The organism is Streptococcus sp. A23 (assembly GCF_043674155.1).
Lineage (GTDB): Bacteria > Bacillota > Bacilli > Lactobacillales > Streptococcaceae > Streptococcus > Streptococcus suis_V.
Map to the genome: position 1 here is coordinate 1 of NZ_JBIMJP010000008.1, position 26,314 is coordinate 26,314.

Consider the following 26,314-nt stretch of genomic DNA (forward strand, 5'->3'; position numbering starts at 1 on the left):
TTCTGGCAAAAAGACCGACTATCAGACCAATAAACAGAAAAAGACAAACGCCTCTTAAGTGTTTGTCTTCAGTCTGAGACTTGCTTCTGGCAAGTCTATTGTTGTCTTTAGTTCTTCTGATAAAACTTGTTATGCTGGTAGATAGGGTCAAAGGTTAGATTGATGCCTAATTTACGAAGGACACTCTTGTCTTCATCGGATAGGATAACGGTTGAGTGGGCTTCGCTACCATTTAATTGGCCCAATTCTTTCATTGCTTGTGTAGCGACAGGGCTGTCTTGTGCAGTGATGGCAAGGGCGTTAAGAATCTCACTTGCATCGAGTCGTGTATTGGTTTTATCCAGATAATCTGCCTTCAATTCTTGGATTGGTCGGATGTAGTTTGGTTCGATGAGAAGGGTTTCGTCATCGATTTTAGCAATTTGCTTGATGGCATTGAGAAGGACAGTTGCAGTTGGCTTGAGGAGGTCAGATGTCTTACCTGTTACCATCTCACCATTTGGCAACTGAATGGCTAGGGCAGGGCTAGTTGTCAGCTCTGCTTTTTCGCGCGCAGCGATAACAACCTTACGATCTGCTGGTGTCACACCGACTTCATTCATGAGGAGTTCAATCTTTTTAACTGCTTGCTCACCAACCCGCTCTGCCTTGAAATCAACCAAGGTTTGGTAGTAGCGACGGATGATTTCTTGCTTGGATGCTTCGATCGCAGCCTCTTCGTCCACGATGGAATAGCCCACCATGTTAACGCCCATGTCTGTCGGTGAGGCGTATGGTGATTTGTTCAAAATACGTTCAAAGGTACGGTTGAGGACAGGGAAGACCTCGATATCACGGTTGTAGTTGACCGCAGTTTTGCCGTAGGTTTGCAGGTGGAAGGGGTCAATCATGTTGAGGTCGTCCAGGTCGGCAGTTGCTGCTTCATAGGCCAAGTTAACGGGATGGTGGAGTGGTAAGTTCCACACTGGGAAGGTTTCAAACTTGGCATAGCCTGATGTTACTCCATGCAATTGGTCGTGGTAAAGTTGGGAGATACAGGTCGCCAATTTACCTGAACCAGGTCCAGGTGCGGTGACAACGACGAGATTGCGACTGGTTTCAATGTAGTCATTTTTGCCCATCCCCTCTGGAGAAATGATGTGGTCGATATCAGAAGGATAGCCCTTGATTGGGTAGTGGAGATAGGACTTGATACCATGTTTTTCCAACTGTTTGCGGAAGGCGTCTGCGGCTGGTTGGTTGCGGTACTGGGTAATGACCACAGAACCAACATAAATATCAATATCATTGAAGGTGTCAATCAAGCGGAAGACTTCTTGGTCATAGGAAATACCCAAGTCACCACGTGCCTTAGAATGCTCGATATTGCTGGCATTGATGGCGATGACAATTTCTACTTGGTCTTTTAACTCTTGGAGGAGTTTGATTTTGTTATCTGGTTCATAGCCAGGCAAAACACGGGCTGCGTGGAAATCTTCCAACATTTTCCCACCAAATTCCATATAGAGCTTGCCTTCAAACTGAGCAATTCGTTCTAAAATATGGTCACGTTGCAAATTCAAGTATTTAGTTGAATCAAATGCGATTTTTTTCATAAATATGTCCTCCAAATGTGTATTAATCTCTGGGAAAACAAAAAATAGCTCCCTAAAACTAGGGAGCCTTTTCTCCGACCTCTCAAAAGAGGTGCCCGAACAATACTATAACAAACTGTGCTAATCTTGTCAAGAAAAAGCCAGATAGAATGAAATTAAATAAGTGTTTAAAAAAACTTTAACTTTTATGAAATTAAGTGTTGACTTTATTAAAATAAAGTATAAAATATTATTAAACAAGTGTTTAATTTTGATTTAAGGAGATGTTTATGAAAAAGCTGTTCAACAATAAATTGTTCTTATCAAGCTATCTGGCAGATGTTATTTCCAACTTTGGAGACACGCTTTACTATCTAGCTCTGATGAACTATGTCCTGTTTCTACCAGATACCAAGTTTGCTCTGGCTATGATTACGGTTTCTGAAACTCTGCCAATCTTGTCGGGACTTTTTATGGGAATCTGGGCTGATCGGACAAAAAACAAATTGGATACCATTCTAGCAACCTTAGTTGTCCGTTTCGGTTTATATGCACTTGTTGGCTTCCTAATGGGATTTACACCAGCACTCTGGATTGTAGCAGTCGTTTGTATGGTGAATTTCCTGTCTGACTTGGCTGGCCAATATGAAAATGGTCTTTATATGCCACTTAGCCTGCGGGTTGTAGCGGCAGAGGACCGTGAAACAGCCATGGCTTTTAAGAACACCGTGGGCGGCATCTTGATGATTGTCTTTCGATCCAGCGGTGCCATTCTCATCGGTTATATGTCTTACCAGCATCTTGCCTTTTTCAATGCTGGAACCTTCTTGGTCAGCCTTGCGATTTTGGTAGGTTTGCGTCCAGCTTTTGCCAAGTTGTTGAAAGAAAATCCTATCCAAGAAGTTGAACAAACCGAAACAGAAGCAGGACTTATCAAAGGAATCGGTCAGAGCCTCAAAGAATCTTATCAAGCCATTCAAAACATCCCTGTACTAAAGACTTCTATTCTGACCATTGCGGGTATCAATACGGTTGGCAGTGCCGTACCTCCCTTGGTTATCCTGGCTATGAAGGAGTTTTCAGACTTCATGATTGTCAATTCTGGCATAACTCTTGCCTTGGTCTTTAATCTCTTTTCTGTCGGCTACATCCTTGGCTCTAGTTTAGGCATGGCTTTCTTCAAACATGTCAGCTTATCCAACCTGCTCAAATTTTGTACAGGTTTGTCGGTTCTCCTATTTATTGGTTTCTATCTTCATAATATTTACATTGTAATGGCCGTTATTTTACTCAATACCATGACGGCTGGTATTATCAATCCAAAATTGTATGCCTTGATAATGAATGAACTACCAGAGGATAAATTGGCGACTATCAATGCAGGAATGGGGACCATATTTAATATTGGGATGCTTGCAGGTCAAGCCTTGGTAGCTCTGATGGTGACACTTTTGTCTGTCACAAGCATCTCCCTTATCTTCCTCTTGCTTTCTGTGGGACTCTTGGGCTATACTGTTATTAAACCAAAAAAGAGTTCGTTCAAGTTTAGAAAGAAGCAATATGAAATTAGATTACCGAGATTATAGAAGCGAGATTGTTGAAAAGTTCTTTATTCCTTTAATTGTCACGGAACGTGAGGAACCGATTGAGGCGGATTTGTCACAGAAAGAAAGAGACATTCTCAAAGATGCCTTGGATATTCGTGATGAGATGGAAGAAAAGTTGGCAGATTTTCGTCAGGAAGTCAACGAGGTCTTTGTTTGGGGTCATATCTTTAACATTTTGCATAGTCTTTATTTCTATCTCTTGAATGATGGGCAGGATCCAAAGACAGTCGAGGAAGCTTGTCAGTTGATTTTAAAGCTGTCTCAAGAAGAAGTAGAAGAGACTATGCGGACCATGTTGGCATCAGAAAATGAAGGTCATCGCGAGAAGGACCTCAGCCTCATGGAACTCTTGGAGAATACGGGCAAAAAACCAGCTGATAAATGGTACTGGTCGCTGGCAATCCGCAATCCACTAGAAACTGTTGAGCGGTCTGTCCATCTCTTGGATAAGATGCTTCCAATCTATCAACCCTATTTTGAGCAGGCAAGAGCGGAGCGGGAAGAATTTGCTCAGGAATTTGACATTGAAAAACTTTATCGAGACTCCAAACAGTTGTCCATGACTGGCTTGGATACTTTAGGAGTGGAAACTGCCCAATTCTTCGTTCTCAGTCCTTGGAATTATTGGTTTGCTTATTATGGCAACGAAGAATTTGACTATATGAAAGTCGCTCTTTTAGCTTCCTGTCGAATTGACCAGATTATGCTCTCAAATGACGAGCTGGATCTGGATGATTTGACAACGGCTCTTAAAGTCATCAGTGATAGCACGCGTTATCAGGTCTTGGTGGAGTTGACCAAGCCCCATGCCAAGAGCAAGGATATTGCAGAACGTCTGGCTATTACAGGGGCAGCGGTATCTTTCCACACCCAAAAGCTGATTAACGGCGACCTCCTCCTCTTTAATACCAAGGACAGTGATGTCAAATACAGTGTCAATCGGGATTTACTCCAACAGGTGATTGATAAGTTGAAAGAGGATTTTGATTTGTAAAAAAGCCTTGTAAGTTAAGTCTTACAAGGTTCTTTTGTGCTTATACTCTTCGAAAATCGAAATCAGACGTTGTTGACTTGATTTGAAGAACTTCAGTTCTATCCGCATCTGCGTCGCCTAGTCTGTTTTTGATTTTCATTGAGTATTAATGATTAACCAGCTGAGCAGTTGGCAAGTGATGATGGTGATAAGGAAGACTAACCAACCTTGATGTATTTTGGTCAGGGAACTAGTTTCTAGGAAGAAAAAGCTGATTTCGACTGGGATAACATGGATAAAATAATAATAGCTGGCGTATTCTTTTAGAAATTGGAATTTTTTCTCGCGGAAGAGGTCTGTGGTTAGGGTCCAGGCGACTAGATAGGCTGTGAATGGAATCAGGCTAAATAGAAAGTTCTTGTCGTAGCCCTGATTGAGATAGATGATAGTGGTTTCAAAGGCTAAAAGGGCTGTGCAGACAAGTAGTTTGTTTTTTTGTCGGTATTGGAAAATGGGGTGATTGAATTTGTCGGCTAGATAAAAGCCTGTCAGGACAAAAATCGGTGCGTAGAAGAGGCCGTTGCGGCTGGTGAAAAAGAAGGTTTTGTAGCTGTCAAATGCGGTCAGGAAAATCGATTCTGCCAGGTAGGAGGAGTAGGTTTCGACTGAGCCTAGAAGATAGAGAAGGCAGGCTAGACAAGCTGTGATGCGCCAGCTCCATTTCCTTAAAGAATAGTGGACGAGGACAAGACCTAGCAGGAAGGCGGGCATGTACCAGAGTTGGTAGCTGGTGCCGGTGTAGGTCAGTCCGACTAGGAGTGCGAGGGGATAGTAGGGGAAGGGGATTTCTTGGAGTGTTAGGTAGATGAGGTAGAAGGGCAGGTAGAGGGCGGACCAGGTCAAGTATTGTTTGCTGTAGCGGATGAGGTATTGTTTGGAGAGGCTGGGGTAGTTGCGTCGGAGGAAGAAGCTGGCTGTGACCATGAAGTAGGGAACGACCATGCGACTAAAGATTGATTTTTGGATGAAGTGGAGCTGGTCTGCTTCAAATAACCTGCGGCAATGGAGGGCGATAACGAGAATGGCTCCGATGAACTGGATGAGGGAGAGCAGTGATGTATTGAGTGGTTTCGTCTTATTTTGCATACTAACGTTTTTCTTTTTTTCTTCCATTTTATCGAAATCTGATGAATATGTAAATGTTTGCAAAAAGATGTGGAGAGGTGCTGGCTGAAACTTAGTTGACAAGAGAAGTCCAGTGGAAAATATGGTATAATGTTAGGACGGAGTAAATGTAAACCATCTATTTCGTTTAAGTTAGAAAGGAGCATATAGATGAAAGATTTACATGCAAAATTATTGGCTGATTTTGGGATTGATTTTTCGGATTTGAATTTATTAGAAACGGCTTTTACCCATACTTCTTATGCCAATGAGCATCGCCTTCTAAAAATTTCACATAATGAGCGCTTGGAATTTTTAGGAGACGCTGTTCTCCAGTTGATGATTTCCAAATATCTCTATCAAAAATATCCTGATAGACCCGAAGGTGAGATGTCCAAGTTGCGTTCGACCTTTGTACGTGAGGAGTCTTTAGCTGGTTTTTCACGTGCTTGTGGTTTTGATCGGTTTCTTCGTCTTGGTAAGGGGGAAGAGAAGTCTGGAGGGCGAAATCGCGATACTATTTTAGGAGATGCTTTCGAGGCGTTCTTAGGAGCTCTGCTATTGGACAAAGGGGAAAAGACCGTGGAGGAATTTATCCATAAGGTCATGATTCCTCGTTTAGAAAAAGGGAATTTTGAGCGCGTGACCGACTATAAGACTGCTTTGCAGGAAATTTTGCAGGTCAATGGTGAGATTGCTATTTCGTATCAAGTAATAGCTGAGTCTGGACCTGCCCATGATAAGACCTTTGAAGTGGAGGTATCTGCTGATCAGCGTGTGATTGGTCGTGGTCGTGGTCGCTCTAAGAAATTAGCTGAACAAGCCGCCGCCAAAAATGCTGTGGAGGCTAGAGGATAGGTATGTATCTTAAATCGATTGAAATGCAGGGCTTTAAGTCCTTTGCGGATAAGACTAAGGTAGTCTTTGATCGTGGAGTGACTGCTGTTGTAGGGCCGAATGGTTCTGGCAAGTCTAATATTACAGAAAGTCTACGTTGGGCCTTGGGAGAGTCGTCTGCTAAAAGCCTACGCGGTGGCAAGATGCCGGATGTCATCTTTGCAGGGACGGAAAATCGGAAGCCGCTCAATTACGCATCGGTGACGGTGACACTGGATAATTCTTCTGGCTTTATTGCTGGGAAGGAAAAAGAAATCAAGGTGGAGCGCCAGATTTATCGGTCGGGCGACAGCGAGTATCTGATTGACGGGAAAAAAGTTCGCCTGCGGGATGTGCATGACCTTTTCATGGATACTGGTCTGGGACGGGATTCATTTTCTATTATTTCCCAAGGTCGGGTTGAGGCGATTTTTAATTCCAAGCCGGAAGAACGCAGAGCTATTTTTGAGGAGGCGGCTGGTGTCCTCAAGTACAAGACCAGAAAGAAAGAAACCGAGAGCAAGTTAGCCCAGGCTCAGGGAAATTTGGATCGTTTGGACGATATTATCTATGAGTTGGACAATCAGGTCAAGCCTTTGGAAAAACAAGCGCAGACGGCCAAGAAATTTTTGGAATTGGATGCAGAGCGCAAGGAGCTCTATTTGGATGTCTTGGTGGCCCAGCTCAAAGGGAGCAAGGAAAGATTAACAGCTAAGGAAGCAGAATTGGATCAGGTCAAGGCGGATTTGACCACCTATTACCAACAGCGTGACCAGCTGGAAGAGGAAAATCAGCACCTGAAATCACATCGTCATGCTTTGACCCAGCAAATGGAGCGGGAACAGGCTGTCCTCTTGGACTTGACCAAGTTAATCAGTGACTTGGAACGAAAAATCGAAGTCCATAAGTTGGAGTCCAGCCAGAATGAAACCAGTCGCCAAGAGGCAGAAGTCCGCCTGCAAAGCATGCAGGACAAATTGGCTACGGTAAGAGAAGAAGTGGCGAAAAAGACCGCGGCCATGATAGAGTTGGAAGAAAAATTGTCTGCCTTAAAGGCAGAGATTGCGGTCGTGGACAAGGAAATTTCTTATTTTTCAGAAGATCCAGACCAAGTCTTGGACCATCTGCGGGAGCAATATGTAGCCCTTATGCAGGCGGAGGCGGAGGCGTCCAACCACTTGACTAAATTGCAGCAGGACATTGCCAATCAAATCAGCCTATCAGAAAGCAAGTCGGAGGAATTGACCCGCTTGCAGGCTGAAAAAGAGACAGCAGAGAAAGAGCAGGCAGCCGGTCAGACCAGATTAGCCGAGACCGAACAGCATTTGCGAGACCTCTTGACCGATTACCGTCAGGCAGAAATGCAGGTGAGCCAAGCGGAGCAAGCTTACAAGGAGCAACAGTCGGCTATGTTCGACCTCTTGGATGCGATTAAGTCTAAGCAGGCGCGCCAGTCAAGTTTAGAGGCCATTTTAAAAAATCATTCAAACTTTTATGCAGGTGTCAAGGCGGTCTTGCAGGCAGCACCGACTATCGGTGGCATTATTGGTGCGGTCAGCGAGCAATTGACCTTTGATACACGCTATCAGATGGCACTGGAAATCGCCTTGGGTGGTGCCGGCCAGAACGTCATTGTAGCGGATGAGTCGACTGCCAAGCGGGCAATCGCTTATCTGAAAGACAAGCGTCAGGGTCGGGCGACCTTCCTGCCCTTGACGACCATTAAACCTCGTAGTTTGGCGAATCAGCAGCTGGCAATTTTGCAGGCGACACCCGGTTTTTTGGGCATGGCCAGTGATTTGGTGACCTACCAAGCACATTTGGAAAATATTTTCCAAAATCTACTGGGCACCATTGCCATTTTTGAGACCATTGATCAAGCCAATCAAGCGGCGCGAGCGACAAAGTTTCAGGTGCGGATAGTCACTATGGATGGTTCTGAAATCCGTCCCGGTGGTGCCTTTGCCGGGGGTAGCAACCGCAACAACAATACGACCTTTATCAAGCCGGAATTGGATGCCCTTGTGGGCGAAATAGCAGAGCTGTCTCGTAAGCAGAAGGAGCAGGAAAGCCTTGTTGCCAGCCGAAAAGAAGATTTGGACCAGACAAGATCTACACTTGAAGAAATTAAATCTCAAGGTGAGGAGGCGCGTCTGGCCCAACAATCTGCTCAGATCCATCTGGAACAAGCCGAGCAACACTTGGGTCAGGTAAGAGCGCGCTATGACTTGCAAATCAGCCAAGTCAGTCCAGAAATCCTCTCAGAATTGCAAGAGCAGGCGGACAAGGAAATTACACTGGTTGATAGTTTAAACCAGAAAAAAGCACAATTAGAAGAGCAAATCCAACAGGTGCGGGACGATCGCGACAGCATCCAAGAAAGTTTGGAGCGCCTGCGCAATCAGAAGGGTCAGTTGACCTTGGAACAGACGGAATGGACCAGTCAACTGCGCTTTGAACAGACGGATCTCCGCCGTTTGCAGGACGAACAAGTGGCGATTGAAAAGGAAATCCTGATGTTGCAGGATGTCATTGACCAAAAATTGGTTGCCCTGGAAGATACCAGTCTGGATGTTCTGGTGGAACAATTGCAGGCCGCGACGACCAAGCAGACTGATACCAATCAGATTCTCATCCGCCTCAAGTTTGAATTAGAAGATATTGAGGGGCAATTTGAGGATTTGGAAGGGCATTTGCAACAGGCGCGTACCAAGAATGACGACCTCATTCGCAAGCAGGCCAAGTTGGAGGCCGATGTGGAGCAGGTCGGTGACAGACTGCGTCATTTATTGACCAATCTGACCGAGCAATTCAAACTGACCTTTGAGGCGGCCCAGTCTCAGGCAAGACTTGTTGAGGATTTGCCACTGGCTGAGCAGGCGCTCAAGGATTTGGAACGAGCTATTCGAGCGCTAGGACCTATCAATCTGGATGCTATTGAGCAGTACGATGAAGTCAACAATCGCTTGATTTTCCTTAATGAGCAACGGGCAGATATTTTGTCGGCGCGTGATTTACTGCTGGAGACCATTCATGAGATGGATGACGAGGTCAAGGAACGCTTTAAGGCTACCTTTGAGGCCATTCGCGGTAGTTTCAAGCAGACTTTCAGACAGATGTTTGGCGGAGGTTCTGCGGATTTGATACTGACGGACAATGATATTTTGACTGCGGGGGTGGAAATTTCTGTCCAGCCTCCGGGGAAGAAAATCCAGTCACTCAACCTTATGTCTGGTGGCGAAAAGGCCCTCTCGGCTCTCGCTCTGCTATTTTCCATTATCCGTGTCAAGACCATCCCGTTTGTTATTCTGGACGAGGTGGAGGCGGCTTTGGATGAGGCCAATGTCAAGCGTTTCGGGGATTATCTCAATCGTTTTGATAAGGAGAGCCAGTTTATCGTCGTGACCCACCGTAAGGGGACCATGGCGGCGGCAGATGCCATGTATGGTGTGACCATGCAGGAGTCGGGCGTGTCCAAGATTGTGTCTGTCAAATTGAAAGATGTGGAGAAACTATGATAAAGAAAGTATTTGCCAGTGATATGGATGGGACTTTTTTGCGAGAGGACCATGGCTTTGATAAGGAGCGGTTTGGCCGGCTGTTGGATGTTTTTGAGGATAGGGATTATCTTTTTGTGGCTGCCAGCGGTCGGTCCTACCCCAGCTTGAAGCAAGTTTTTACAGGATTTGAACATCGTATTGCCTTTGTGGCGGAAAATGGGGCGGTTGTGTCCTATCAGGATGAGCTGATTTTTATGGACAATCCCATTCCGAAATCGGTTTATTTGAGGCTGATTGAGGAGCTGGTGGCCAGTGGCATTGTGGAAGCTCACCATGTCACCCTGTCTAGTTTGTCGGGTTCTTATATGCTGGAAGCTGTTGAGGACGATCTTTTGCGTGATTTGTCGGGCTATTATCAAGATATTCGTCTGATAGCTTCTTTTGAACAGGTGACGGAGGAGGTCATCAAGCTCAACGTCTATGTTGCGGAGGAAAAACGCCAGCAGGCCCAGGATTGGATCAACCAGCATTTTGGCAATCTTTCAGCGGTAACGACAGGATTTACCTCTATTGACATTATCCTATCAGGTGTGCATAAGGCGGTCGGTCTCGGTCATCTTTGTCAGCATCTTAGATTGACGGCAGAGGATGTAACAGCTTTCGGGGACAATCAAAATGACCTGGAAATGCTGGAATTTGCTGGCCTGGCCATTGCGACGGAGAATGCTCGCCCTGAAGTCAAGGCAGTCGCAGATAAGATTATCGGTCACTGCAATGACGATGCAGTTTTGACCTATTTGGAGGAGGTAGTATATGGCAATTAAGTTAGTTGCACTCGATTTAGACGGAACCTTGTTGACGTCTGATAAGAGGATTTCAGAGGTAAATAAAAAAGCCCTGCGAGCAGCGCGTGACAAGGGTGTGTACGTCGTTCTGACAACAGGGCGCCCCCTGCAAGCCATAGGAACGTTTTTGGAGGAGTTGGATTTGCTGGGCGAAGGTCAGTACTCCATTACCTTCAACGGTGGTTTGGTACAGGAAAATACAGGCCGCATTTTGGATAAAACAGGCTTTAGCATCGACGATGTTCGTGCCATTCGTCAGGTGACAAATCAGTTGGACCTGCCTTTGGATGTTCTCTATGGTGGGGATGTCTATTCTCTTCCGGCAGCCAATGAATCTCTCTATCTGACTGCCAATCCCTTGCTCAATAAGATTGAAACGACCGATGCGGACTTGCCAACTGATTTGACCTACAACAAGGCGGTTTCAGCAGTGGCGGCGGATTTCTTGGATGAACAGATTCCGAAAATCCCTGCGGAATTGTATGAGCGATTCGAGATTTTCAAATCGCGGGATATTCTCTTAGAATGGAGCCCCAAAGGCGTTCACAAGGCTAATGGGTTAGCAAAATTGATTGGGCATCTGGGCATTGACCAGTCAGAAGTCATGGCCTGTGGTGATGAAGGTAATGACTTGTCTATGATCGCATGGGCAGGTTTGGGTGTTGCCATGGCCAACGGAACTGATGAAATCAAGTCGGCAGCCAAGCTTGTTCTGCCAAAAACCAACGATGAGGATGGGATTGCCTGGGCAATCGAACATTATGTATTAAACGAGGATTAGTATGGGATTATTTGATCGATTATTTGGAAAAGAAAAACTAGAAGAGCAAGTCTCTCCTGTTGAGGAAGTGGAGACGGAACAGTTAGATTCTAGTGAAGATACAGAAGTATCTGAAACTGAATCAGTTGCTCAAGAAACTGCCGTTGCAGAGGAGCCTGAGGAGAATGCAGACCTCACAGCAGAGCAAGAAGCTCAAAAACAACGGACTTTGGATATAATGGCCCAGTATTATGCTGCCAAGGAGGCTGCTGCGGCCCGTGTCAAAGAAGCACAGGAGTTGGGGCTTGACCCAGCTATTCAAACCAAGGCCAAAGAAGAGCCTGTTGAGGAAGTTGCTCCAGTAGAGCAGGAGAGCGAGCAGGACAAGTATCAGCGGACTTTGAAAAAGACCCGCACAGGCTTTGGGGCAAGGCTCAATGAATTCTTTGCCAATTTCCGTTTAGTAGACGAAGAATTTTTCGAAGAGTTAGAAGAAATGCTGATTTTGTCAGACGTAGGGGTGCAAGTTGCCTCTACACTGACAGAGGAGCTTCGATATGAGGCCAAGCTACAGAAGGCCAAAAAGACCGAGGAACTCCGTCGTGTGATCATCGAAAAGTTAGTGGATATCTACGAAAAAGATGGCGAGTTCAGCGAGCAGATCAACTTCCAAGATGATTTGACTGTCATGCTCTTTGTCGGTGTCAACGGTGTTGGGAAGACGACGTCTATCGGTAAGTTAGCCTACAAGTACAAGCAAGCTGGTAAGAAGGTTATGCTGGTTGCGGCGGACACCTTCCGTGCAGGTGCGGTAGCCCAGCTGGTCGAGTGGGGTCGTCGTGTCGATGTGCCAGTGGTCACTGGTCCTGAAAAGTCAGACCCAGCCAGCGTGGTCTTTGATGGGGTAAAACGTGCCGTGGCAGAAGGCGTGGATATTCTCATGATTGACACAGCAGGTCGCTTGCAAAATAAAGAAAACCTCATGGCAGAGCTGGAAAAAATCGGTCGCATCATCAAGCGGACTCTGCCTGATGCACCGCATGAAACCCTCTTAGCGCTAGATGCCTCGACAGGACAAAACGCCCTTAGTCAAGCCAAGGAATTTGCGAAAATTACTCCATTGACAGGTCTTGTTTTGACCAAGCTAGACGGTACTGCAAAAGGTGGCGTCGTTCTGGCTATTCGTCAGGAGTTGGATATTCCTGTTAAACTGATAGGTTTCGGTGAGAAAATCGATGACATTGGAGAATTTAAATCCGAAGAGTTCATGCGTGGACTTTTAGAGGGATTGGTGTAATATTGAAAAAAAGTCGTTAGTTGAAAAACTAGCGACTTTTCTTATCTGTATGCAGTAGGGAGTAAATGGCAATATCCACAAGACCACGATTGTTTCGAGCGGCTTGTCGGAGAGTACCTTCGTAGGTCATGCCGACTTTTTCCATGACGCGACCAGAAGGACGATTTTCACTATCGTGAACAGCCGTAATCCGTAAACAGCCCACTTCCTCCAATAAATAGTGATTAACAGCTTCAAGCGCTTCGGGCATATAATTTTGTCCCCACCATTTACTGCCTAACACCCAGCCCAATTCAGCAGCTTGGACTCTTTCATCAAGGCTGACAACGGAAATATCTCCAATGGGTTGCTGATTTTCTTTGAGCTCAATTACCCACCTGTACGCTTTTTCTTGTGAATAGGATTGAAGACAGAACTGGACATAGTCTTCAGTATCTTGGAGTGTCTGATGAGTTGGCCAGGTCAGATAGGTGGTAACCTTTTCATCTGAAGTCCAGTTTTGGAAAACAGGCTCAACATCGCTTGCTTGAAAAGGGCGTAAGACTAGGCGTTGGGTTTCTAATACTTGAGTTCCTTTATGTTGCATTTTATTTTCTCCTTAATAATGCCTCAATCCAGTCGGGTGCATAGGCAGAAGTACAGCCCTTTGGCACCTTCATATCAGCGTAAACCGCCAGTTCCTTACCAATCGCCAAGCCCTGCTCCAAGTAATCTGGGTAGGTCACAGCAATGTCCACCAAACATTGATTCATGGTCCATTGGACAAGCTCAGGTGCAGTTTGCAAATGCAATTTGATATACTCCAATGTTCCTTCGATTTCAGCTTTTTCAGCCGACTTACTTGCAAAATATTTGGCCCGTAAAAACCAGCCTAGACGTTGAAAAACAGGCTCTTCCTTGTTCAACAATAATTCTTCCCATACCTCGCTGTCTTTCCGTTTGCTCAAGATAATAGAGGCCAATTTATCCAGTACATTGACAGAAACAGCTGCATCCAAACAGGTTTCAAGCTCTGCTGTTTCCAATTGATTTGGCTTAGTCTTGGCAATCTGAATGGCTAAATATTGGGCTTCCAAAACCTTTGTCTGCCAGAGGGGAGTAAAGAGTTCGAGCTGATTTTTGTAATTCTTGGCAATACCAGAAATGGCTCCCATCGGAACGCCGTAATAGGGCTGGATTTCCTGAGTTTTAGCATAGCGCTTGAGGGTCCCAGCGTGACTAGCGTCTTCTAACTTTTCTAAAATTTCTTGAATGATTGTGTTCATAATATCTCCTAAAAAAACTGGATTGCTCCAGTTTTTCTTATCTTACAACAAACCACGCTCACGATACCAAACATCCGGTGTCCAAACCCATTTTCTGCTGTAGCTGTCGAGCAAGTCGAAAGCGGCATCAGGTCCCATAGAACCGGCAGGGTAGGTGTGAAGGGGGACTTGGTTGGTTTTCCAAAGTTCGACCACACGGTCAATCAAAGTCCAGCTGGCCTTGACTTCTTTCCAGTGGCTGAAGTTGGTCGAATCGCCATTCAAGACATCAAAGAAGAGTTTTTCGTAGGCCTCTGGCGAATTGCCAAGTGCTGTCGCATTGTGGCGGAAATTGAGTTTGGCAGGTGTAAGCGCAAAGCTTGAGCCAACTTCCTTACCATTGATGGTCAAGGCAAATCCTTCGGTCGGCTGGATGTAGATGGTCAATACATTGGCCTCAGATGGCTCGCCGAAAATATCTTCCGTATGTTTGAAGGTAATGGTCACACGGGTGCCTTTTTCAGTCAGGCGCTTCCCTGTGCGGAAGAAGAATGGCACGTCGCGGAAACGGTCTGTATCAACAAAGAACACACCGCCTGCAAAGGTTTCAGTTTGCGAGTTTTCAGCAATATTTGGCTCGTCGAGATAAGAAATGTAGTCCTTACCGTCGATGCTACCCGCAGCATATTGTCCGCGAATGAAGTTGCGTTTGAGTTCTTCGTCCGTTTGCTGACGCAAGTTCTGGAAAACCTTGATTTTCTCAGCACGAACGTCTTGTTCCTTAAAACTAGCGGGCTTGTCCATTGCTAGCAAGGAAAGAACTTGAAGAACATGGTTTTGAACCATATCTTTCAAGGCACCTGAATGGTCGTAGTAGCCCCCACGGTCTTCAACGCCGATAGATTCTGCAAAAGTAATCTGCACATTGTCAATATATCGGCGGTTCCATACATGCTCAAAAATAATATTGGCAAAGCGCACGGCAAAGATATTTTGCACCATTTCCTTGCCTAGATAGTGGTCGATACGGTAGATTTGGTCTTCCTCGAAGGCAGCAGCCAATTCATCATTGAGTTTGCTTGCAGTTGCAAGGCTTGTTCCAAAAGGTTTTTCGATAATCAAACGCTCAAAACCTTGTCCGTCAACGATTTTCTCAGACTTGAGGTGTTTGGCAATGGTTCCGAAGAATTCAGGGGCCATGGATAAGAAGAAGACCTTGTTGTGTTGGGTATCGTACTTTTCACGCAAGTCATCTTGTAATTTTCGAAGAGCTACATAATGCTCCGTATCGTTGACATCATGGCTTTGATAGTAGAAATGGTTGGCAAATTCGTGAGCTTGACGTGGTGTATCTGGTAAATCTTCCAAGGATTCGATGACAATCGATTCAAAATATTCCTTGGTCCAAGGACGGCGAGCAGTTCCGATAACGGCGAAATTTTCAGCCAAGTGTCCAGCCTTGTAGAGGCGGAAAAGTGATGGATAGAGTTTGCGTTTGGCGAGGTCGCCACTTGCACCAAAAATAGTAAATAATACGTGTGATGACATAGACAATTTCCAATCTGTTCAGTATAAAGTACATTATAGCATAAATTGTCAGAAAATTCACTTTTTCTTATTATTTTCTTCTTTGGAATCAATTTCTGGCTCTGGAAATTCGACTTTTTCCAGCTGATCAAAGGATGCAAATTCTTCCAGCATCTTATCCAAATCATCTTGTCGTTTGTATGTTATGGCCATACGGCACCTCCATCTTTTTGTCGCTCATTTTATCTTCTTTTGCGTCGTTAAGTCATCTTGCCGTATTCTGTGAATAATACATGCTGTCGCAAGTCTTATTTCAAACCTTGCTCAGCTCACAGGACTATTGAAGCAAATACTAAAAGCAAACTGAATGACTTTGTCCTCATTATACTTTTTTTACCAAAAAATATCAAAATAATGAAAAGTCATCCTGATTCAGAGCTTGCTTTAATGACTGGTAAAGGTCTGTATTTCGGCAATAAATGTGGTAGGTGACGCCCGCCTCGTCGTCAGTAAGAGGAATGACCACCCGTTCCTTATCGGTCTTCACCAGGTTGGTCGTGAAGTGGGGTAGGGAAGAATTGGCGACAAGCTCCTGAAAGGCAAAGTCATTTTCCTGGACTAAAAATTTAGACTGGGGCATCTTGTCATAGCAAAGTTGTCTCCAAAAGCCCAGATTGGTCTTGAGCAGGAAATTGTAGCCGTTTATCTCTACGAAAGTTACAGCTGACCGCTTGGCTAGTTCATGGCCTTTTGGTACAGCTATGGCTAGCTCCTCTCTGGAAAACGGCAGAGTAGGCAAGTTAGAGAGGGACTGGTCAAAAATATCAAAAATCAGTTGCTTAGGTCATTCTTCGATGGCTATTTCAAAGAGGAATTGCCTCAAACTGCAAGTATGTCAAAAAAGAACGCATGGCAGAAAACTTCGCCATTTTCGATTTTGCCTTGACAGAAGACGACATAGCATCCATTCAGGAAATGGACACTGACACCAGTTTATTCATGGATCACAGAACTGTTGAGGCGGTAAAATTGTTCAAAGACTTTGTCGAAAGCAGAGGGATATAAATAGTACTTGAGGTCGGTTTAAATCGGCCTTTTTTCTACAATGTAAATCCTAGTTCATGGTATAATAGGTCTTATGAAGACAAGAATGACAGAATTAGTGGGCCTACTCAATCAGTATGCCAAAGAATATTATCAACTTGACAAACCAAGCGTGTCCGATGCTGAATATGACAAGCTTTATCGTGAATTGGTGGAATTAGAAAGTTCCCACCCAGAACTGGTTTTGCCAGACAGTCCGACCCACCGTGTCGGCGGAAAAATCTTGGACGGTTTTGAAAAATACAGCCACGTTTATCCCCTTTTTAGCTTGCAGGATGCCTTTTCTCGTGAGGAGTTGGACGCCTTTGACCAGCGTGTCCGCAAGGAATTTCCAGGTGCCAGCTATATTTGTGAGTTGAAAATTGATGGTCTATCCATTTCCCTGACCTACGAGGCTGGCCAGCTGGTGGTCGGTGCTACCCGTGGAGACGGCAGTGTCGGTGAAAATATCACGGAAAACCTCAAGCGTGTGGCGGATATTCCGCTGACCCTGGCAGAGCCTATCGACATGACTGTTCGGGGAGAGTGCTACATGCCTAAAACTTCCTTTGAACGGGTCAATGCCCAGAGGCAGGAGGCTGGTGAGGCTGAGTTTGCCAATCCTCGCAATGCTGCTGCAGGAACTCTCCGCCAGCTGGATACAGGTGTCGTTGCCCAGCGTGGACTCGCGACCTTCCTCTACCAGGAGGCCAGCCCGACAGAGGCGACCAGCCAGTCGGAGGTCCTTAACAAGCTGGACAGACTTGGCTTTGTGACCAACCACAACTATCAGTTGGCGGCTGATATGGACGCTATTTGGGCTTTTATTGAAAAAATGGCAGAGCAGCGAGACAGTTTGCCCTATGAGATAGACGGTATTGTTATCAAAGTTAATGACCTAGCTGTCCAGGAAGAATTGGGCTTCACTGTCAAAGCGCCCCGATGGGCGGTGGCTTATAAGTTCCCAGCAGAGGAAAAAGAGGCGGAAATCCTGTCTGTCGACTGGACAGTCGGCCGGACTGGTGTGGTAACACCGACAGCCAACCTCAGCCCAGTTCAATTGGCAGGAACCACTGTTAGCCGCGCCACACTCCACAATGTCGACTATATTGCTGAAAAAGATATCAGAATCGGCGATACGGTTATCGTCTACAAGGCTGGTGACATCATTCCAGCTGTCCTCAAAGTCGTGGACAAATACCGAAATGACCAAGAACCGATGCCAATACCAACTGCTTGTCCAAGCTGTTCAGGTGACCTGCAGCATTATGAGGACGAGGTGGCCCTACGCTGTATCAATCCCCTTTGCCCAAGCCAGCTCATGAGCAAGCTAGAGCATTTTGCCAGCCGAGATGCCATGAATATTGCCGGCTTGGGGACTTCGATTGTAGAAAAACTCTACCAGTCTGGTCTGGTCCATGATGTGGCAGACATCTACAAGCTGACAGTTGAAGATTTGCTGACCTTGGAAGGTTTCAAGGAAAAATCAGCTGAAAAACTCTATCAGGCTATTCAGGCATCGAAAGACAATTCAGCGGAGCGCTTGCTGTTCGGCTTGGGTATTCGCCACGTTGGTAGCAAGGCTAGTAAGATTTTGCTGACGGCCTTGGGTGATTTGGAAAATCTGGCACAGGCTGACTTAGAAACTATTTCTGGCCTAGAAGGTTTGGGACAGGTCATCGCCCAATCGCTGGTAACTTATTTCTCTAGCGAAGGTGCGCAGAAATTGCTGAGCGAACTGAAAGAAGCCGGTGTCAATCTAGCCTATTTAGGTCAACAAGTAGCGACGGATGCAGCTTTATCTGGCATGACGGTTGTCTTGACAGGTAAGTTGGTGCGGATGAAACGCAGTGAGGCAAAGGCCAAACTGGAGGCTTTGGGTGCTAATGTAGCTGGCTCTGTTTCCAAGAGAACCAATCTAGTCGTCGCTGGCGCAGATGCTGGAAGTAAGTTGGCCAAGGCCCAAGAATTAGGAATTGAAATAAGAGACGAGGTCTGGTTAGAGAGCCTCTAAGGAAATCATGGAAGAACAAAAACGTGCAAGATTGATTTATAACCCGACCTCGGGACAAGAAATCATGAAGAAAAATGTAGCAGAAGTGCTGAATGTTTTGGAAGGATTTGGTTATGAAACCTCTGCCTTTCAGACTACTCCAGAAAAAGATTCAGCTAAAAACGAGGCTAGACGGGCAGCCCTGGCTGGATTTGACTTGGTCATTGCTGCTGGTGGTGACGGCACTATTAACGAAGTAGTCAATGGCATTGCTCCGCTTGAAAAACGACCTCGTATGGCGATTATTCCAACGGGAACGACCAATGACTATGCCCGTGCCCTAAAGGTTCCACGGGGGAATCCAGTTGAGGCAGCCAAGTTGATTGGAAAAAATCAGACCATTTTAATGGATATTGGTCTGGCTAAGAACGTGAAGAACGGCTATTCCCAGGAGCATTACTTTATCAATATTGCTGCCCTGGGCACCTTGACTGAATTGACTTACAGTGTGCCTAGCCAGCTCAAGACCATGTTTGGCTACCTGGCCTATGTGGTCAAGGGGGCAGAGCTATTGCCGCAGGTCCAGTTTACACCGGTGCGTGTCCAACATGACAAGGGGATTTTTGAAGGGTCTGTCTCCATGATTTTTGTGGCCCTGACCAATTCTATCGGAGGCTTTGAGCAAATTGTACCGGATGCCAAGCTGGATGACGGCAATTTTACCTTACTCATGGTGAAAACAGGCAATCTCTTTGAAATTCTACATCTGATTCGTCAGGTCTTGGACGGTGGCAAGCATGTAGATAGCAATTTGGTCGAGTATATCAAGACCAGGAGCTTATCTATCAAGCACTTGGACAATTCCAGTCGCCTCTTGCTCAACCTAGATGGAGAGTTTGGTGGAGATGCTCCGGTCCATTTATACAATCTGGCCAATCATATCGAATTCTTTGCGGATACGGACTTGGTTTCAGACCATGCTATTACCCTGGATACTGAACAAATCAATCGTGAAAAAATGGCACAGCGATTTATTGAGGAAACAAATCATTTTGAAGTGTCAATTAAATAGGAAGAAAGGACAAAAGTGTCTTTTCTTTTTGATTAATTAAAGCGAATTAAACGCTTCCAATGACGGTATTTTCTTGACAAATAGATGTTTTAGGAGTATCCTTACATGGTATTAAAATTTTAAAAGGAGAATTCGTTATGAATTTAGGCGCATTGGCTTTAGGTTTAGCCTGTCTTGGTGTAAGTATTGGTGAGGGACTGTTGGTAGCTTCTTACCTTAGTTCGACTGCACGTCAACCAGAAATGCAAAGCAAGTTAATGGCTGGTGTATTCTTGGGTGTTGCCTTTATCGAGGGAACGTTCTTCGTAACCTTGGCTATGATGTTTGTCTTGAAATAGTAGAAAATAGAGAAATAGAAAAGGGGGGAACCTCCATTGGAAGAACATTTAAGTCCAACCCTTACCCTTGGTCCCATAACCTTTGACCTGACCATGGTATTGGTTTCTATTATAACCATTTCCGTTATTTTCTTACTTGTTTTTTGGGCCAGTCGTCGAATGGAACTGAAGCCAAAAGGAAAACAGAATGTTTTGGAGTACGTGTATGAACTAGTTATCAATTTTACTAAGGGAAATTTGGGTGATGAAAATGCAAAACGCTATGCACTTTTCTTCTTTACAGCCTTCACATTTCTTTTGGTTGCCAATAACCTTGGTTTGATGACAAAGATTGAAACCGCTCAAGGACAGAATCTATGGACCTCTCCAACAGCCAATATGGCCTACGACTTTGGTCTTGCTACCGTTGCAACGGTATTTTGTCATGTCGAAGGTATTCGTCGTCGCGGATTTAAGGAGTATTTGAAAGCATTTGTAACGCCATGGGCCATGACTCCAATGAATATTTTGGAAGAAGTGACTAATCTGGCTTCTCTTGCACTCCGTTTATATGGGAATATCTATGCGGGGGAAGTATTGGTTTCTCTCCTCTTGCAATTATCTCAAAAAGGCGCCTTCGTTTATCCTATCGCATTTGGCTTAAACGTCATTTGGACTGCTTTTTCTGTGTTCATCTCCTGCTTGCAATCCTATGTATTTGTCATGCTGGTGTCTATGTATTTGAACAAGAAAATTAGTAGTGTGGCAGAGTAAGAAAGGGAATATGAAAAGATGGTAACACTTATTGCAATGCAATCAAGTACAGTTTTGGGGAACTTTATTCTGGTAACAGCATCTTTTGCTGTTCTGCTCGTCTTAATTCGCCTATTTGCGTGGGACAAGATTACTGGAATTTTTGAAGAACGTGCTGCTAAGATTGCCAATGATATTGATAGTGCGGAAGAAAAATTAACGCAGGCTTCTAACCTTGTACAACAGAGAGAAGATGAGTTGGTTCAAGGCCGTATCGAAGGTCAAAAAATCATTCAAGATGCTGTTGAACGTGCAAAATTAGAGAAGAAGCGCATGTTGGAACAAGCTGATGTTGAAATTCAAGGTTTGAAACAAAAGGCTCAGCTTGAAATCGAGGCAGAAAGACGCGAAGCTCAAGAAAACCTGCATGTACAGGTAGCGGAGTTGGCAGTTGATTTGGCTGGAAAGATTATCTTGGAAGATTTGGACCAGCAGGCCCATAGTCAATTGATTGATCGTTATTTGGATAAACTAGGAGACAAGTAGATGAACGCTAGAGAAAATGCCCTGGTGCAAAAGTATGCTCTATCATTTGCTGAAAAAGTTAGTGATCATGAAGAGATTTGGGAAATGTATGACCAAATTTCAGCCTTGATTTCCATTATTCATGATAGTAAGCTCAATCGTCTCTTGTTGTCAGCGACTGTTTCTAAAGAAGAGAAGGCTGAATTCGTTCGGACTGTGCGTCAGTCCAGTTTTTGGCAAATCAATGACCTTATCGAAGATGTGATTCGAGATGGGCATGCTGATTTGCTCTTGGAAACACTGGAACGTGCTCAGCTACAAATTAGTAAGTTTAAAAATGAATTTGAGGCCCATGTGGTTTCAGTTTATCCGCTGACAGAAGAACAAAAAGAGCGTCTTCGTCGACTGATAGAAACACGTTTTTCTCTTCGTGTTCGTAGTATTGTTGAAGAGCTGAATAGGACTTTGATGGGGGGCTTTATTGTGACGGTCAACCACAAGGTCATTGATGCCAGTGTACGCAGTCAGTTGAATGACGTTAAGAAAAAACTTTAGAAAATAGAAAGTGGTGTTCTTTTGGTGATTAATGCACAAGAAATTAGCGCTTTACTAAAACAACAAATAGAGGGCTTTCAGCCTGATTTTGACTATACTGAGACAGGTGTAGTGACCTATATCGGTGACGGAATTGCTCGTGCTCAGGGTCTAGATAATGCCATGAGTGGCGAGCTTCTGATTTTTGAAAACGATACTATTGGTATGGCTCAAAACTTGGAGACCAATGACGTTGGTATCATCATTCTCGGAGATTTTACAGACATCCGTGAAGGCTCAGTGGTCCGTCGGACTGGTAAAATCATGGAAGTACCAGTTGGTTCAGGCTTGATTGGTCGGGTTATCAATCCGCTCGGTCAACCAGTTGATGGCTTAGGAGAAATCCGTACGACAAAGACACGTCCAGTTGAATACCCAGCTCCCGGTGTTATGCAACGTAAATCTGTTACAGAGCCTTTGCAAACAGGTTTGAAAGCCATTGATGCCTTGGTACCAATCGGTCGTGGCCAGCGGGAGTTGATTATCGGTGACCGCCAGACGGGTAAAACGTCTGTAGCCATTGACGCCATTCTCAACCAAAAAGGCCAAGATATGGTTTGTATCTACGTGGCCATTGGTCAGAAGGAATCAACGGTTCGTACACAGGTAGAAACCCTTCGTCAGTACGGTGCTTTGGACTACACAATTGTTGTAACAGCCTCTGCATCGCAACCTTCTCCGCTCTTGTTCTTGGCCCCTTATGCAGGTGTTGCTATGGCGGAAGAATTTATGTACGAAGGCAAGCACGTTTTGATTGTCTATGATGATTTGTCAAAACAAGCGGTAGCCTACCGTGAATTGTCTCTCTTGCTCCGTCGTCCTCCAGGTCGTGAGGCCTATCCAGGGGATGTATTCTACTTGCACAGTCGCTTACTAGAGCGCTCGGCTAAGGTATCTGATGAGTTGGGTGGAGGCTCGATTACAGCTCTGCCATTTATCGAGACACAGGCGGGAGACATTTCAGCCTATATCGCAACCAACGTGATTTCTATTACCGACGGACAAATTTTCCTCAAGGATGACTTGTTCAACTCAGGTATTCGTCCGGCCATTGATGCAGGTTCTTCTGTATCGCGTGTCGGCGGTTCGGCTCAAATCAAGGCGATGAAGAAGGTGGCTGGTACTCTCCGTATCGACCTTGCTTCTTACCGTGAATTAGAGGCCTTTACGCAATTTGGTTCAGATTTGGATGCGGCTACGCAGGCTAAACTCAACCGTGGTCGTCGTACAGTCGAGGTTCTCAAACAACCATTGCACAAACCATTACCTGTTGAAAAACAAGTCTTGATTTTGTACGCCTTGACTAATGGTTATTTGGATTCAGTGCCGATTGATGATATTTTGACCTTTGAAGAAGAATTGTATGCTTATTTTGATTTGCATTACGATAACCTCTTGGAAGTTATTCGGTCAACCAAGGATCTTCCAGATACAGATGAGTTGAATGCGGCCATTCAAGCCTTCAAAGACCAGTCTGTCTTTAAGTAAAGGAGTGAAATATGGCAGGTTCTCTCAATGAAATCAAGTCAAAAATTACATCAACTAAGAAAACCAGTCAAATCACAGGTGCCATGCAGATGGTTTCGGCCTCAAAATTAGCTAAGTCAGAGCAACTAGCCCAATCCTTCCAGATTTACGCTAGCAAGGTTCGTCAGATTACAACGGACTTGTTGCATGGTGAATTGGTTGCATCTGATACTAGCCACCCTATGTTGCTCCGCCGTCCGATTCAAAAATCAGGCTATATCGTCATTACATCCGATAGCGGCCTCAAAGGATCTTATAATTCTAGTATCCTGAAGGCTGTTATGGGCATGATTGACCAAGACCATGACTCACCGGATGAGTATGCCATTATTGCTATCGGCAGTATGGGTGCGGATTTTTTCCGTGCGCGTGGCATCAATCCTGTCTTTGAATTGCGGGGAATTGCTGATAATCCTAGTTTTGAAGAAGTTCAAAAAATCATTTCCAAGTCTGTTGAAATGTACAAAAATGAACTGTTTGATGAATTGTATGTTTGTTACAACCACCATGTCAATAGCTTGACTAGTCAGGTTCGTGTGCAGCAGATGTTGCCAGTAGAAGATTTGGATTATCATGAAACAGATGGTTACACAGCTACCTTTGAATTAGAGCCAAATCGTGAAGTGATTTTGGAACAGCTCCTGACCCAGTATGCAGAATCAACCATTTATGGTGCTATTTTGGATGCTAAGACGGCTGAGAATGCGGCTGGTATGACAGCCATGCAAACTGCGACAGATAATGCAAAAAATGTCATCAATGATTTGACCATTCAATACAACAGGGCTCGTCAGGCTGCAATCACGCAAGAAATTACAGAGATTGTAGCAGGCGCATCAGCCCTTTAGTAGTTTTACTCGGACAAATCAAATTTCAGTAGACGACTAGATAGGAACCTAGTTTGAGTTTGATTGATTTGGGTAAAGAATAGAAATAGAGGAAATAAGATGAGTTCAGGCAAAATTACTCAGGTTGTCGGACCCGTTGTAGACGTTGCGTTTGCAGCTGAGGACAAACTCCCTGAGATTAACAACGCACTGGTTGTATATAAAAATGATGACTCCAAACAGAAAGTTGTGCTTGAAGTTGCTTTGGAGTTGGGCGATGGTGTTGTTCGGACTATCGCTATGGAGTCGACAGATGGTTTGACTCGTGGTATGGAAGTCTTGGACACTGGTCGTCCCATTTCTGTGCCAGTTGGTAAGGAAACCTTGGGTCGTGTTTTCAACGTTCTTGGTGATACCATTGATTTGGATGAGCCTTTTGCAGAAGATGCAGAACGTGAACCGATTCATAAGAAGGCACCAACCTTTGATGAATTGTCTACTTCCAATGAAATCTTGGAGACAGGTATCAAGGTTATTGACCTCTTGGCTCCTTATTTGAAAGGTGGTAAGGTCGGTCTCTTCGGTGGTGCCGGGGTTGGTAAGACAGTTCTTATCCAAGAATTGATCCACAACATCGCCCAGGAACACGGTGGTATCTCTGTATTTACCGGAGTTGGCGAACGGACCCGTGAGGGAAATGACCTTTACTGGGAAATGAAAGAGTCTGGCGTTATTGAAAAAACAGCCATGGTTTTTGGTCAGATGAATGAGCCACCTGGTGCGCGGATGCGTGTCGCTCTGACTGGTTTGACCATTGCGGAATACTTCCGTGATGTTGAAGGTCAGGATGTTCTCTTGTTCATCGACAACATTTTCCGTTTCACGCAGGCAGGTTCAGAAGTTTCGGCCCTTCTCGGTCGGATGCCGTCTGCCGTTGGTTACCAACCAACTTTGGCGACAGAAATGGGTCAATTGCAGGAACGGATTACGTCAACGAAGAAAGGTTCGGTTACTTCTATCCAGGCGATTTACGTACCAGCTGATGACTATACGGATCCGGCTCCAGCAACAGCCTTTGCCCACTTGGATTCGACAACTAACTTGGAGCGTAAATTGACCCAATTGGGTATCTATCCAGCCGTTGATCCGTTGGCATCGTCATCTCGTGCCCTGGCTCCTGAAGTTGTAGGAGAAGAGCACTATCAGGTAGCAATGGAAGTCAAACGTGTCCTACAACGCTACCAGGAACTGCAAGATATCATTGCCATTCTCGGTATGGATGAATTGTCAGATGAGGAGAAGACCTTGGTTGGTCGCGCTCGTCGTATCCAATTCTTCCTATCACAAAACTTCAACGTTGCCGAGCAGTTTACTGGTATGCCAGGTTCTTATGTACCGGTTGAGGAGACTGTCAAGGGCTTCAAGGAAATCTTGGATGGTAAACATGACCATTTGCCAGAAGACGCCTTCCGAAATGTTGGTTCCATTGAAGATGTCGTTGCCAAGGCTGCTAAAATGAGATTTTAGAGGTGGCTTATGGAACAAATGACTGTTCAAATCGTGACACCTGATGGTATCAAGTATGACCACCATGCAGCTTTTATTCTGGTTAAAACTCCTGAAGGAGAAATGGGTATCTACCCTGGCCACGAAGAACTGATTGCTGTACTGGAAATTGATGAAATCAAGGTTCGTCGTATTGACGATGAAAACCACGTTGACTGGATTGCTGTCAACGGTGGTATTATCGAGGTAAATAAAAACCAGATTACGGTCGTTTCGGATTCTGCTGAGCGGGAGCGGGACATTGATATTAGTCGGGCTGAACGGGCTAAATTGCGGGCCGAGCGTGAATTGCAAGAAGCGCAGACGACCCAAAATGCTGACTTGGAGAAACGGGCGACCGTTGCCCTCCAACGGGCTATCAACCGTATCCGTGTAGGGAAACACTAATAATAACTAGGAGACTGGACTTAAGTTCGGTCTCTTTCCTTTTTTCGTGGTATAATGGAAACATGGTGACATCAATTTTACAATTATTAAGTCATATACTTTTTATCTATTTGGCCCATCATCTTCTGGTGACAACCGTTGATTGGGCACGTTGGCTCAAGGTGACAGGAGACAATCAGCCAAAAATTAACTTGCTGATTTTATTTCTTGCAATTGCCCTGGGCTACCTGGTATCGACCTTCTTCCTGGAGTTAGTAATCATAGGTCGGTCTTTCAGTACGAATTTTGCATAAAGTAGAGGAA

Annotated in this window: 26 protein-coding genes; 19 read left to right on the forward strand and 7 right to left on the reverse strand. The window is 45.0% G+C overall.

Features of this window, described 5'->3' with window-relative positions; all coding sequences use genetic code 11:
* Positions 1–107: 107 nt before the first annotated feature.
* Complete coding sequence (locus ACHBIE_RS05705; protein WP_105144409.1) at positions 108–1,595, reverse strand: DUF1846 domain-containing protein; 1,488 nt, start codon at positions 1,593–1,595, stop codon at positions 108–110.
* A 269-nt stretch (positions 1,596–1,864) separates the two neighbouring features.
* Between ACHBIE_RS05705 and ACHBIE_RS05710 the strand changes: the two genes are divergently transcribed.
* Entirely contained in the window at positions 1,865–3,160 is a 1,296-nt protein-coding gene (locus ACHBIE_RS05710) for an MFS transporter (RefSeq protein WP_394732920.1), read from the forward strand.
* Positions 3,135–4,175: an ArsR/SmtB family transcription factor gene (locus ACHBIE_RS05715; protein WP_394732921.1), complete on the forward strand. Its 1,041-nt coding sequence runs from the start codon at positions 3,135–3,137 to the stop codon at positions 4,173–4,175. The genes ACHBIE_RS05710 and ACHBIE_RS05715 overlap by 26 nt, the downstream gene beginning before the upstream one ends.
* A 135-nt stretch (positions 4,176–4,310) precedes the next feature.
* Here ACHBIE_RS05715 and ACHBIE_RS05720 read toward each other — a convergent pair whose 3' ends face one another.
* On the reverse strand, positions 4,311–5,300 hold the full coding sequence (locus tag ACHBIE_RS05720) for an acyltransferase family protein (RefSeq protein ID WP_105122194.1): 990 nt from the start codon (positions 5,298–5,300) through the stop codon (positions 4,311–4,313).
* 189 nt (positions 5,301–5,489) lie between these two features.
* Here ACHBIE_RS05720 and rnc point away from each other — a divergent pair, with 189 nt between their 5' ends.
* The 5 genes from rnc to ftsY are packed head-to-tail and all read left to right on the forward strand — an operon-like array spanning position 5,490 to position 12,596.
* The gene (rnc, locus tag ACHBIE_RS05725; RefSeq protein ID WP_012028264.1) at positions 5,490–6,176 is read left to right on the forward strand and encodes a ribonuclease III; all 687 of its coding nucleotides are present in this window, start codon (positions 5,490–5,492) and stop codon (positions 6,174–6,176) included.
* Between the two features lie 2 nt (positions 6,177–6,178).
* The gene (gene smc, locus ACHBIE_RS05730; RefSeq protein WP_394732923.1) at positions 6,179–9,712 is read left to right on the forward strand and encodes a chromosome segregation protein SMC; all 3,534 of its coding nucleotides are present in this window, start codon (positions 6,179–6,181) and stop codon (positions 9,710–9,712) included.
* Positions 9,709–10,518 (forward strand): Cof-type HAD-IIB family hydrolase, encoded by an 810-nt coding sequence (locus ACHBIE_RS05735; RefSeq protein WP_394732924.1) that lies wholly within the window; start codon positions 9,709–9,711, stop codon positions 10,516–10,518. Before smc ends, ACHBIE_RS05735 begins: the two co-directional genes overlap by 4 nt.
* Positions 10,508–11,320 carry a Cof-type HAD-IIB family hydrolase gene (locus tag ACHBIE_RS05740; RefSeq protein WP_394732925.1) on the forward strand — a complete coding sequence of 271 codons (813 nt, stop codon included), beginning with the start codon at positions 10,508–10,510 and terminating at the stop codon, positions 11,318–11,320. The genes ACHBIE_RS05735 and ACHBIE_RS05740 overlap by 11 nt, the downstream gene beginning before the upstream one ends.
* Position 11,321: 1 nt before the next feature.
* The gene (gene ftsY / locus ACHBIE_RS05745) at positions 11,322–12,596 is read left to right on the forward strand and encodes a signal recognition particle-docking protein FtsY (RefSeq protein ID WP_394732926.1); all 1,275 of its coding nucleotides are present in this window, start codon (positions 11,322–11,324) and stop codon (positions 12,594–12,596) included.
* Between the two features lie 28 nt (positions 12,597–12,624).
* Here ftsY and ACHBIE_RS05750 read toward each other — a convergent pair whose 3' ends face one another.
* The 5 genes from ACHBIE_RS05750 to ACHBIE_RS05770 all read right to left on the reverse strand — a co-directional run bounded on the left by ACHBIE_RS05750 (position 12,625) and on the right by ACHBIE_RS05770 (position 16,166).
* On the reverse strand, positions 12,625–13,182 hold the full coding sequence (locus ACHBIE_RS05750) for a GNAT family N-acetyltransferase (protein ID WP_394732927.1): 558 nt from the start codon (positions 13,180–13,182) through the stop codon (positions 12,625–12,627).
* A gap of 1 nt (position 13,183) precedes the next feature.
* On the reverse strand, positions 13,184–13,861 hold the full coding sequence (locus ACHBIE_RS05755) for a DNA alkylation repair protein (protein ID WP_394732928.1): 678 nt from the start codon (positions 13,859–13,861) through the stop codon (positions 13,184–13,186).
* Between the two features lie 42 nt (positions 13,862–13,903).
* Entirely contained in the window at positions 13,904–15,388 is a 1,485-nt protein-coding gene (zwf, locus tag ACHBIE_RS05760; protein WP_394732929.1) for a glucose-6-phosphate dehydrogenase, read from the reverse strand.
* Positions 15,389–15,445: 57 nt separating this feature from the next.
* On the reverse strand, positions 15,446–15,580 hold the full coding sequence (locus tag ACHBIE_RS05765; RefSeq protein WP_394732930.1) for an SPJ_0845 family protein: 135 nt from the start codon (positions 15,578–15,580) through the stop codon (positions 15,446–15,448).
* A gap of 193 nt (positions 15,581–15,773) precedes the next feature.
* The gene (locus tag ACHBIE_RS05770; RefSeq protein WP_394732931.1) at positions 15,774–16,166 is read right to left on the reverse strand and encodes a hypothetical protein; all 393 of its coding nucleotides are present in this window, start codon (positions 16,164–16,166) and stop codon (positions 15,774–15,776) included.
* Positions 16,167–16,276: 110 nt separating this feature from the next.
* On the opposite strand from ACHBIE_RS05770, the gene ACHBIE_RS05775 reads away from it, so the two are divergent.
* From ACHBIE_RS05775 to ACHBIE_RS05830, 12 genes are all read left to right on the forward strand, one after another.
* Entirely contained in the window at positions 16,277–16,432 is a 156-nt protein-coding gene (locus ACHBIE_RS05775) for a hypothetical protein (protein ID WP_172009132.1), read from the forward strand.
* Between the two features lie 73 nt (positions 16,433–16,505).
* Positions 16,506–18,464 carry an NAD-dependent DNA ligase LigA gene (gene ligA, locus ACHBIE_RS05780; RefSeq protein WP_394732933.1) on the forward strand — a complete coding sequence of 653 codons (1,959 nt, stop codon included), beginning with the start codon at positions 16,506–16,508 and terminating at the stop codon, positions 18,462–18,464.
* A gap of 7 nt (positions 18,465–18,471) precedes the next feature.
* Positions 18,472–19,515, forward strand: coding sequence for a diacylglycerol kinase family lipid kinase (locus tag ACHBIE_RS05785; protein WP_105111673.1), 1,044 nt, complete (start codon positions 18,472–18,474; stop codon positions 19,513–19,515).
* Between the two features lie 137 nt (positions 19,516–19,652).
* Positions 19,653–19,853 carry a F0F1 ATP synthase subunit C gene (locus ACHBIE_RS05790; protein ID WP_105109681.1) on the forward strand — a complete coding sequence of 67 codons (201 nt, stop codon included), beginning with the start codon at positions 19,653–19,655 and terminating at the stop codon, positions 19,851–19,853.
* 36 nt (positions 19,854–19,889) lie between these two features.
* A complete protein-coding gene (gene atpB, locus ACHBIE_RS05795; protein ID WP_125265502.1) occupies positions 19,890–20,606 on the forward strand; it encodes a F0F1 ATP synthase subunit A in 717 nt (238 codons plus the stop codon).
* Positions 20,607–20,624: 18 nt separating this feature from the next.
* On the forward strand, positions 20,625–21,131 hold the full coding sequence (gene atpF / locus ACHBIE_RS05800; RefSeq protein WP_172021336.1) for a F0F1 ATP synthase subunit B: 507 nt from the start codon (positions 20,625–20,627) through the stop codon (positions 21,129–21,131).
* Positions 21,132–21,665: a F0F1 ATP synthase subunit delta gene (locus ACHBIE_RS05805; RefSeq protein WP_105111676.1), complete on the forward strand. Its 534-nt coding sequence runs from the start codon at positions 21,132–21,134 to the stop codon at positions 21,663–21,665. It begins immediately after the preceding gene.
* Positions 21,666–21,686: 21 nt separating this feature from the next.
* Positions 21,687–23,192 (forward strand): F0F1 ATP synthase subunit alpha, encoded by a 1,506-nt coding sequence (gene atpA, locus ACHBIE_RS05810; RefSeq protein WP_394719020.1) that lies wholly within the window; start codon positions 21,687–21,689, stop codon positions 23,190–23,192.
* Positions 23,193–23,203: 11 nt separating this feature from the next.
* Positions 23,204–24,079, forward strand: coding sequence for a F0F1 ATP synthase subunit gamma (locus ACHBIE_RS05815; protein WP_105111678.1), 876 nt, complete (start codon positions 23,204–23,206; stop codon positions 24,077–24,079).
* 99 nt (positions 24,080–24,178) lie between these two features.
* Entirely contained in the window at positions 24,179–25,585 is a 1,407-nt protein-coding gene (gene atpD / locus ACHBIE_RS05820) for a F0F1 ATP synthase subunit beta (protein WP_105111679.1), read from the forward strand.
* A 9-nt stretch (positions 25,586–25,594) separates the two neighbouring features.
* Positions 25,595–26,011: a F0F1 ATP synthase subunit epsilon gene (locus ACHBIE_RS05825; RefSeq protein ID WP_105111680.1), complete on the forward strand. Its 417-nt coding sequence runs from the start codon at positions 25,595–25,597 to the stop codon at positions 26,009–26,011.
* Between the two features lie 62 nt (positions 26,012–26,073).
* Positions 26,074–26,304 (forward strand): DUF1146 family protein, encoded by a 231-nt coding sequence (locus ACHBIE_RS05830; protein WP_105111681.1) that lies wholly within the window; start codon positions 26,074–26,076, stop codon positions 26,302–26,304.
* Positions 26,305–26,314 lie beyond the last annotated feature (10 nt).